At 44.0% G+C, this 11,416-nt stretch carries 3 protein-coding genes; all 3 read right to left on the reverse strand.

The features are described from left to right. The coding region (locus tag K7G70_RS14675; protein ID WP_223789411.1) for a hypothetical protein at window positions 1-289 on the reverse strand (289 nt) is incomplete at its 3' end. Between the two features lie 730 nt (window positions 290-1,019). Next, on the reverse strand, window positions 1,020-1,973 hold the full coding sequence (locus K7G70_RS14680) for an ankyrin repeat domain-containing protein (RefSeq protein WP_223789412.1): 954 nt from the start codon (window positions 1,971-1,973) through the stop codon (window positions 1,020-1,022). After that, a complete protein-coding gene (locus K7G70_RS14685; protein ID WP_223789562.1) occupies window positions 1,973-10,987 on the reverse strand; it encodes an RHS repeat domain-containing protein in 9,015 nt (3,004 codons plus the stop codon). Before K7G70_RS14685 ends, K7G70_RS14680 begins: the two co-directional genes overlap by 1 nt. Window positions 10,988-11,416: the final 429 nt, after the last annotated feature.

Below are 11,416 nucleotides of genomic sequence, written 5' to 3' on the forward strand. Positions count from 1 at the left end.
ACGCATACAACGGAGGAATGACACCCAATGAGTCAGAGCGAAAGTTCTGGCGTGAATCTAAAACCGTGGCCAAAATTACTTGACCACTACAACTCTTCAATGAGGCCAAAGACAAAATGATTAAAGAATAAGAGTCAATCTTTTCAGAATCACTTTTTCCCTGCTTAATAATTGCAATCAATTCATTGGGTGAAGCTTTTTCAATTTCATTAAATAAATTCTCAGCCTCAAAGTTTTGCGCACTACTTATAACAGCAAAAAACAGGCTCATTAAAATTACTTTTTTCATAAATCTAGTCATTTAGTGTAAATTAAATTACTCATTAGCTTTTACCCTCAAGTGGGCTTGAAATTTACGGTTGTTACCTATTTGTATTACTTGCTGCGGCATAACAGGAAAATGTAGTCTGGTTTAACGAGCCAGGCAAGAATCTTAGTGCTTATTTGAACGAAGAAATAGATCCCTTTTCGCAATTTCTTGTAAGAATTTTTCAAGATCTATTTAGGTTTAAACCTAAATCAGATTTCAAGGTTCGTCTTTAATTAAATAAAATGACATACCCAAAGAAGTTCAACGCTATTTTCATATAGAAAACCAAATTTTCGCTAAGCCATTCAACTAAGATTTAATGAAGCTACTTCTTTCTTTTTCTGTATTTTTCATTGTCTCTCATGATATCGACTACAAGTAACACCAACACCAAGAAAACTGATCCATAAATCAGATTATAAACCAACGTTATTCCAGATGAAGCGATTGAGATCATTGGAGATAATAAAAGCAACAAAATAAATTTCATTTACATCACAAAACTAATTGGGTTAGTAAAGCCTTTTTTAAACATTTTGTATTGGTAGTCCAATTAATGGTCTCCATACTCAAATGCGTCAGTCGTTCTATTCCACTCTATTCATAATTAGGTGTATACAGTGACTTAGGCGCCGTGGTCGCGGAACTATTTGTGGTTTCAATTACTGTCCATTGCCTATTAGTTTGTACCAAGAATTAATGTATTTTCCTATTCTTGGCAGTTTAGGTTGTATTCATTTTCAAGGTACTTATAAGCAACTGATTGACGGTTTTCACTCAACATTTTAAAGTAAAAGTCTGGGTTTTCATTTTTATCATGAGGGCCGGTTCCTCTCCGTTCAATATAATTTAAAACGGAATCTCCTAAATCATCTTTATGACAAATATCTGCGCCCCAATTCAAAAGCTGTTTAGTTAAGGATAATGGTATGCTGGAGTAATGTGCAACTTGAAATATACTGCTTCCGGCGTTATCGGTTGAGTTAATATCAAACCCTTTACTCAGAAAGAATTCATAACATTCCAAATAGTCGCAAAAAAACATATAGTTTGCACCTGTAGGGCTTAGGTGATTAATATCTCCATTGTTATCAACCAAAAACTTCACTCTTCTAATATCATTACTGAATAAGGCTCCTTCAATTGCAGTTTGCCCGAATTCTGAAACAACATTTATATCGGCACCGGCATATACAAGTAATTTAGTGATTTCAAAACTCTCAGAATTTTCATTTTCAAGGGTTGTGTAGGATGTGGCAATCAAGGGTGTTACCCCATATGGATCTAAATAGTTAACTTTGGCACCATAGTCAATTAATATTTCGACTGCTTTTGGTTTGAAGTTCTTAGCTGCAAAAAGTAAAGGGGTGCCCCCTTGATTCTTAAATCCATAATCAGGGTCAAGATTATATTTTTGAAATATCAGTTCTAGAATTTCATAACCGTCTCTTCTAATTAAGGAGTAGTAACTGTTGATGTTAACTTTACTTTCTGATTTTTCTAAAAATTCAATTATTTCTGTTTCTGTTCCATTCGCAAATATATCGTAGTCCTCAGAATTTAAACTATCTGGAAGTGACTTAGAAATTACCAAAATAGCAATTGAAAAAATAATTCCAGAACTAATCAAAAGAATCAAACAGCTTCTTAACTTATGATGCATCACTTTGAAACCTCCTTGCTGCCAGGGTTTTTCTCATTTTCCATTACAGTGTCACTTTCCTTTAAGCTATTTTTCACATGATTATATATAAATATTTTTGATTTATATTGGGCATTATTAAACGCATCGTTTAGTATCCTGATCAACTCTCTTCTGCTTAAAGTTCTAATTAAAACATCTTTATGTTGATATTCATTCTTACTTAATGTTTCATGTGCAATGAGCTTTAATTGTTGATCACTGAAATTATTCAGTAGCCTATAGATATTTTCTCCCAAATCATGATCTTCTGTTCTAGGAACATTATTAATTCCATGCTTACTTAGTAATTTCCTTATTGCAACGAATTCATCATCATCATTTATCAAGTCTTGTGGATCAACTAAATATTTAGGTATGTCAATAGCATGAGCATCATTGTAAAGTGATTCATTTAAATCATCTAAATCTGCTAACATAGCATTTAATTTTTTTCTAAATGTATATCTACTCATTTTTTGAGATCCTTGCCTTTGAGTATATTTAAAAAGAAGCCAAGCCCTAGCTTTAAAGGCTTGTTTTCGTTTACTTTCATGGTACAGATACGATTTATCAGTTGATTTCATTTCAAACAAGTGACCTTTCAAAAAAGTATGTGACTTTTGGTCATCGCTGTTCAAAGATTGTTTTTCGATATGAAAGAAACTATCTGTATTGGTGTGGTCTGCCGTACCAATCTGTGCGAAATTATCAGCAACGTTAAATGTATATGCAGATACTGCTTCTCTTACTTGCTCTGGATCTACTCCGCAAAGAGCATGTGCACCACAGTTATTAATAATCAAATTCTTACCAGAATTAATGTATTTGTTTATTCTATCTTCGCTTCCACTCATAAGTTCAGCAAACCCAAAAATTGGCCCAAGAACTTGCTCGAATGCATATCCGCTTGAATTATTAATTGCATCATGATGTTTAAATTCATCACCAATTTGTGCACCCAATGCATAGGCATACATTTGTCCTTCATTTAAGCCAACCAGTTTTCCAATCAATAAGGCTTCATAGTAATGAGAGGTATCGTTTGCTAAACCAGTAGGGTCAATGTAAAAAGTTGGATTGCTGGCAGCGTAGTTATACCTATGCAAACTAGGTGGGTTACTGATGTCGCCTTGCAACGGATCTTCTCGAAGAAAAACTCCTTCAACAGGATCATAGTACCTAGCCTTCGCATAATATAACCCAGTGTCTTCATCTTGTTGGTAACCTGTGAACCCGAAAGGGTTTTCATCGGTATTGCTTTGGTTGGTCTGATTACCCCAAACATCGTATTCAATTCTATTTTGAATTGAACCATCACCTCTAGTTATAGCAATAGGTGTTCGTAGAGCATCATGAATTAGAAAATTGCTTGATCCTGATCTCGTTTCTGCAATTACTCTATCAGAGCCGTAATGATATTTTGCTATGACATTTCCAATATTATTAGTCTCAAATAACAGACTGGTCCCGTCATATGTGAAAAATCTTGTTTGGCCATTGCTGACTTTTTTTATTCGGTTACCTAAATAATCATATTTATACTCAATATTAGATCCACCTGAGATAATTGATTTAATTCGCTGTCTAGGAGTGTAATTATAAATCGAGATATCTCCATTAATATTTTTCTCAGTTCTATTACCTGTAGCATCGTAACTGAACGACACATTCAATCCATTAGTATCTGTGATACTAATTATTTGGTCGCGGTTATTGTGTGTGAAAGTCTTACTTACTACTCCACCTCCATTATCAACAGACTCAGTAATTCGATTTCCGACTTTGTCCAATATGTAGTCAACAGATTGATGGGGATAAGCAACTTGTATTAACCTATCTGCATGGTCATATGAATAATTAATGACTTCATTTGCACTAATATTACTCTGAGTAACTTGAGTGCGGTTCCCATTTAAGTCGTATTCATAGTTAAAAGTAGCTACTGGTACACCCATTTGAAAATTTGTAATAACATCAATACGATTTGCTGAGTCGTATATGAATTTTGATTCCCCATTATTTGGATATTTGATACCCTCAAGTAATCCAGCAGAATTATAGATGTAATCAAAAGCACCTGTTCCAACCATAATTGCTTGTGAAAGTCTGTTTAAATCATCATAAGTATATTTGCTTTGATTGTTTTGAGGGTCTTGCAATGTTTTTCGATTGCCATTTGAGTCATAAGCAAACTGCAAAGTGTTCCCGTGATGATCAGTGATTAAAGTGATTCTATTAAGCTCATCAAAAGTGGAATGAATACTGCTTGAAACACCTTCAATAATTTCTGTTACTATTTCAATGTTTCCATTTCCATCTAGTGTGAATGAAACGTCGATGGATTCAGAAGATGAAACATGGCTTTGACTGATTTGTCGATTTAATTCATCGTAATGAAAACTAAACGAATCACCATTGGCTAATTCTACTGATGCTAAATTGCCATTCTTATCATACCCATAAGATTCAACATCAGTACCGCCAGGATAAGTTTTCGACGTTTTGCGGTTGCGGTTGTCGTAGGTAAAGGTGGTGACTTTTTGTTCGGCATCGGTGATGGTTTCGAGGTTGTCGGCGGTGTCGTATTGGTACACCGTTTCAATTGATTCTGGCACGTTTCTGACATGGGTCAGTCTGTTGGCAGCATCGAAATCGTATTCCCATCTTTGACCTCCGGGTTTGATCACCGCGGTGCGATTGTTGTTCAAATCGTATTCATACCTGGTGGTCTCGCCGGCGCCGTTGGCTTCAGTTTTGAGCCTTCTTCTTAGATCATAGGTTTTGGTGATGTCGTTGGGACCGGGGTTGTTTTGCAGTTCCACATCACCGAAGGCGTTGGGGGTAAACACAATGACCTGGCTTTCGGGTAACACTGTCCGGGTTTTGTGGTATTGGGTGTTGTATTCGTGGACGGTGTTGTTGCCATTCGCGTCAGTCACAATCACCGGCAAACCGGCTTGGTTGTAGGTGGTGGTGCTTTGCAGCTGTCCGGCCCGGGTCACGCTGGTCTGGCGGTTTTCCAGGTCGTAGGTGAATTCTGTGACAATACCTCGGTAGTCAGTATGGGAAAGTACATTGCCCAAAGTGTCATGGCTCATGTTTATGACAAAGGAACCCGAATTGCCCTGGGTTTGTTGATAGGTATGATTCAGGGCATTGACCAAATAGCTGGTGGTGATGTTTCTGGAATCGGTTTGGCTGGTGAGGTTACCGTTCAGGTCATAGCCATAGGCCATGAAGTAGTCATCTGGGCCGCTTGAATCGATGCGGCGTCCCAGTTGGTCCATTTGGTGGGTGATGGTTCCGTTCGGTCCGGTATCAGTCAACATGTCCCCAAACACATTGTAGGTGTATGTATGCCCTCTCCCCTCTGGTTTGATCTCTGCGGTGCGTTGATCCAAGGCATTGTATTCATAGGTGGTTAACTCGCCATTTCCGTCGGTGAGGGTTTTGAGGTTGGAGTTGGCATCGTGGGTTTGGGCCTGGATCAAACCCATTGTATCTGTGCGGGAAATTTCCCGATTCAAAACATCATAGGCATAAGTGATCACATTGCCATCAGTTTGACCGCCGATCACTGGCCAGCGTTCGGTGATCAAGTTACCCACTGAATCATATTCCAAACGCCAAGTTTGCTGATTGATGGTTTTTCGCACCGGCAAATTCAAGACACTGTAATCATAAGTTGCATGGTAACCATTGGGCTTGGTTTCGGTTTTGATGTTGCCATTGCCGTCATGGGTGTAGGACAGGACACCGCCCTCTGGTAAGGTCACCCGTGACAAGCGATTGGCCAAGTCATACTCTTTGGTGGTGGTTTGATTGCCGGTGCTGTTGTATGTGGTTTCTTCGGTGACATTGCCATTGGCATCATAAGTCATGGACTGACCCGAACCCAAAGGACCACTGGCAGTGAGCAAGCGATCAAAGGCATCGTAGGTGAAGGTGGTTTGATTTTGATTGGGATCGGTTTCGGTCAACACATTGCCATGCCCATCAACTGTGCGGCTGATGATGGCATCCCCTTGATCACTCTTGCGGGTGATGCTGGTTTGGAAATACCTGTTTGGATCATAGGTGTATTCGGTGATGCGATCGGCGGTGGTTTCACTCAATACGTTACCCACCCCATCATATGTGTAGGTGGTGACCTTGCCAAGGGGTTCATTTTTGGTGATCAAACGGTTGGCATCGTTGTATTCAAAGGTGGTTTCGTGACCGCCAAAATTATTTTCCGAAGTTTTGTTGCCATTCAGGTCATAAACATGGCTGAAGGTGTCTGTGGCGGCATTGGTGGTGCTCAACAAACGGCCTTGGGTGTCGTAGGTGTGTGTGGTGCTGTGGTTGTTGGGGTCGGTTTCAATGCGGGTTAAACCGCCATTTTGGTATTCATATGTCCACAAGCCATTCCAATTTTTGCTGACCAGGCGATCGGCCAGGTCGTAACTGTAAGTGGTGGTGAAGTTTTTGGCATCGGTTTCACTCAGCATGTTACCGCGGGCATCCCAGGTGTGGTTGATGGTCTCGCCTGCAGGGTTGCGTTGTGATTTTTGGTGGCCAAATGCGTCATAGGTGTACTGGCTGGTCAAACCCCGCCCATCGGTCATGGCGATGACCTGGCCGCGATCATCATATGCATAGGATACGGTGATGTCATCCAGCTCTTCAGAGACCTTGTTGCCATTGAGATCGTATCCGTATTCGGTGGTGAATCCACGCCAGTTGCTGTGGGTTTTGATGCGGTCTTTGATGAAAGGCGGGTCAAACTGGTCCGGCGCATGGTATGTGTAGTTGCTAACCAAGGTGCCCAAGCGCTCTTCGGTGATGTTTCCGAACTCATCATATTCAAAAGCGCGTACCCGATCATTTTCATCGGTTTCACTGAGCAGCAACACATCGGTCCCAGTTTCCCAGACAAACGAGCGGGTGCCGGCTGGTGAGGTGATCTGGGTGGCAGCACCGTAGCTGTTGAGGCTGTATGAAGACTCCTGACTGTTTTGGTTCACCGTGGCAGCGGCGTTGTAACCCAGCCCAGGGGTGAAGGTAAACGCGGTGGTGCCGGCATCCGATTCGGTGATGCTGGCCACTTCTATGCCCAAGACATCAGGGACATCATCAATGCTCGGAGGTACCGCTGTATTTTTGGCATTGTACAGCCAGCTGCGAGTTGCACCGCTCGCTTGGTCCGTCACAGACAACAACAAAGAGCGCGTGGGACCTGACAAGTCACCCGAGTAGGTCATGACTTCGTTGGTGGTTCCACCAATACCGCCTCCTTCCCGTTCGGCCCGAATCAAATTACCCAGTTCATCATAATCAAAAGACAAACTGATGCCTTCTGGCCCGGATACATTGATCAGCATTTCATGGCGGTAGATGCCAAAATCGCGCAGTTCATAGGTAAAATTAAAGCGTCGTCCAACCGCATCGGTCACTGCTGTGATGATTGGCACGTTGTTGCGGAATTGAACCTGGACATCCAATCGGTTGCCATTGGGGTCTTCGATGTAATCCATCCACCAAACGCCTTCTTGCATCTGGACGTAGTGATAGCGATTACCGCCTTTGGGGTAAAAATCAAAACTGCCATCGTCATTGTAAATCAATGATGAATGATGTCCCTTGAGTGGAATGAATTGGTCGCCTTGAATTCGAAACCTGGCAGAACCACCATCTGCGCCGGTGACGATCACTTGACCACAATTGCCCACCATCACCCTTGACATGAAATTGTAGCTCCAGCCATAACCCAATGGCCCAAGTTCGTGTCTGCCAATGGATGAGTAAGTGCGGGTGAATTCCAAGTCAGCGCCTGGGGCTTGCAAAGCAATGTCTTGTTTCGAATAAATCATCGAGCCATCAGCCAGGTCAACCCCTTTGACCACCGCATGGCCAATGGGCAGTGAATTGTCGATGTCGTAGGTCGAGACCAAAGTACCAATGGCTTCATCCTCATCGCCATTGTCATCAGCCACGGCACGGATGCGCAAACTGTAGGTGTGGTTTCCAAACATTTCTGCCCGTGCCGGGATTAAATTGGCACCCGCTGGCAAGGATTCATCAGTGATCAAATTTATGATCTCGTTGGTTGGCACCCCATTCACATCATGTTTATAGGCATCGATGGTCACTTGCGATGCAGTAACCAAATCAATGGTGATGCCTTCCAGACGACAAACGGCCGCGTTGGCCAAGTCCAGAGAGGTGCTTAATCTCAAGGCCTTGTCAAAGGTGTTGTTGATCACGGGGCCACCACAGGCACCAAAAAGACCGTTGCCCGATTCGCAATTAACAGCGCTGATGAGCCTGCGAGACAACCCTTCAAGGGTTTCTTTTTCGTGCTTGATTTCAAACTCGGTGCCACTGTTCATCACCAGCTCGATGAAATAATTCTTGTCCACATCAATCGGTGTGCCTGCGGGCAAAGTCACATCCACAACCGGAGATCCTGGATAATGGGTGGTTTCACTGTGGATCAATTGTGAGTCAGCATAAAAATTCGCAGTTAGATCAGTGGGTTGAAAGCTTGGAGGCGAGATTAAAACGGTGAAGATTGAGCGGGTGGTGGTGGCTTGTTCATCGTTGAGATCAAACACCTGAGGGATTCTGCCCACCAATTCTGCCTGTACAGTGGCACTGCGGGTGATCACTGTCATTTGGTCAATGAACTGCCCCGGATAGACCCCAACAGATTCAAACACCACGTCATCATTGGTGATGGTGTTGATGTTCAAAGTGGGCACTTCACCCATGGCGTAATTCACAACCCAATCATCTGAGAAGCCACCAATGGTGAGCTCTGCATTACCCACCACGCTGACGGTTTCTTGGGAGTCAGAAGACAACAAACGACGTTGAACAAAATCACAGCCATCAGGTGTTCCATCATTGGTGTAGGACAGATAATACGGTTTAATCTGGCGATTCACACTGTCTTCTGGTTCGGCACCAAAATAGTCGCCGTTGGGACCATTGGTGTTGTCACCCATGTACACAATCCCTGCTGGGGCATAGTTACCAGGGGCCACTTCAAAACCATTGAGGCGGCTGATGGTCACATCTACCAAACCAGCTGAACTGATGGTGACTGGAAATCGGGTGGCAGGGTAGCCTTTGCCGTTGTAAAGCGAAAATGTTTGCCAAGTTAAATCAGATGACAACTGGGCTGATGTGTCGGCACACGCAGGTACATCAATGGCGCCCAAATCATGACAACTGTTGACCGCTATTTTGGCGGGAGTCTCAGCATCACAACGACCGGTGATGGCGGCTTTGGTTTGATCTACTTGAAAACCCAAGGCGGTCAGTTGTTCGTTGGTCAGTTCCTGGTCACCCTGCCACCGGACATTTTCAGCAGGCAGCAAGTCTTGCTGAAGGACGCCTTCAAACGCAGCCGACTGAAATGTCTTGGCAACATCGCCAGACGATTCGCTGGTGGATTTATTGATGGATGCCTGTGGAATGGGTGTGTCAGCAGTGATGGTGATGGGGGTGTTGGGCACCGGATTGTTGAATTGATCAACCACTGCTACGTAGACATTACCGGCATGCATTTCCTGCTGTCCTGCCTGGGCCACACAGTCCAATCCTTGCCAATGACAGTCATTGACCAAAATTTGGGTCGGCTGATCTGGGATGGCATAGTGATTGAAGGGCTCTTGGCCGGCCACAAAACCCAAATTGGTGTTGACCCCAAACTGGATTTCAACCAAGCCCAGTTGGGTCAGGTTTTCATCGCTGGGATTGACCCGAACCAATGGTCCGCTCCTCAGTTTTTGGTCCAGCATCACCTGCACTTCTGCGATGCCTTGTTGGTTGGTTTGAACCACCAGTGCATCAACCAAACCCGAATCAGATTGCAATTGGGCTTGTGCTCCCACCACACTGAACAACACTTGGGCACCAATCACTGGGCGATTTTGGGCATCGGTGACCAAAACTTGACTGGGCATGGGCAAGGCTTGATTTACCACACCGTATTGCTGGTCGGTGGCTTCAATCTTCACCACTTTGCGTCCGGCATTGGGGTCTTCATTGGCGCCTTCGGCATAAGGTGCTGAAAGCATTTGATTCAGCTCCCCCAACTCCCAATCATTGGGCGGTTCTGTGGTTTGTCCGCCGGCATAACCACCGCTGATGAAAAAACCTGATTGGCCAGTTTCAGGGTGCCAAATGTACCATGTAGAGCCTATCCAGGCGTTCTTTTGAGTTGGATTTTGACCTATCAGCACATGATGGCCGCCGTCAACCCAAGACTGTACGTGTGATTTAACGTATTCAGGGTGATTCAAGCCACTGATCAGTCCGGACTGATTGGCCTGTGTGATTTCATGGATGACCTCACCATTGTGGCTTTGAATACGCAGACCTTGATCGGCAGAAATGGCTTCGATGTCCCATTGGGCACCAAATATTTCTGACTCCAGATACGACCCTTGCAATGCCGCCAAGCGCATCCAATCAGCACTGATTTCTGAGACTTCGTTGATCGCATCAACAGTGCGGCTCACTGCATCAAAACTGACTCCCATAAATCGCATTCGGATTGGAATGCCATTGAATTCATCCACCGCATATTCAGGCGCGATGATGGCCACACTGGGTATTGGCCGGATGATGGTTTGACCCATCAAGCTGGCCATCTCATTTTCGGCCTCGGCCCATTGTTGGTTGTAGCGAATGCCCAGATTGTGCATCAATCGAATCGGCAAAGTTTCGTCATCAAGCTGATTGATGGTAATGGGACTCTGCGGAAATTCATCATCTTGTGTGCCCAACACCAACGACAAATAGGTGCCCGCAATCAATTTTCGATTCAACTCAATTGAACCGCTGGGACCATGTAAACTCAGCCTCATATCATGGGCTTTGGCCATGGAAATCTCCAATGGCTCATTGGCCACTGGCCTGCCTTCGAGTTTGATGACAGGTCGCAAATTCACCAAATAAGGCGGTACTTGCGCCATGCCACCTGCCTGATTGATTAAATTCAAGTCATCCACGGTGGCAGGCAGGTAAGAAATGGACAGCCGTTTGCCTGAGACCGCAGCCATGGGCAGATCAGCAGCCACCAGCATTTGTCCGTCTGCAACCAACTCAACTTGCAAACGATGCAGTTGTGCTGCCGGCAACGCGGGTCCTTCGTGCGTAACCGCTGTGACTTTGAAAGGCAATGAAGCCGGTAAAACGTGCCAGGCGTCATTGACCAACTGGACTTCAGTCCTCAAGTCATCGGTTTGACCAACCAGGGCATTTTGTAAATGCTCCTGCCAAAAAGCCAATGGTGACTGGTTGGTGGTCACTGCATCGCCCACCAAGTAATCGGTGATCAATTGACTTTCATCCAATCCCAAGTTGGCGTAAACAATCGATGCCGGAATGATTTCTGCTTGTTTGATTGCCGGCGCCAATGGTATCCATGC

Origin of the sequence: Marinicella meishanensis (assembly GCF_019931145.1) — a bacterium.
GTDB lineage: Bacteria > Pseudomonadota > Gammaproteobacteria > Xanthomonadales > Marinicellaceae > Marinicella > Marinicella meishanensis.

Bases quoted from the DNA above. Each gene is read 5' to 3' on its own strand.
- K7G70_RS14680 (WP_223789412.1), bottom strand. From the start codon at position 1,973: ATGCATCATAAGTTAAGAAGCTGTTTGATTCTTTTGATTAGTTCTGGA.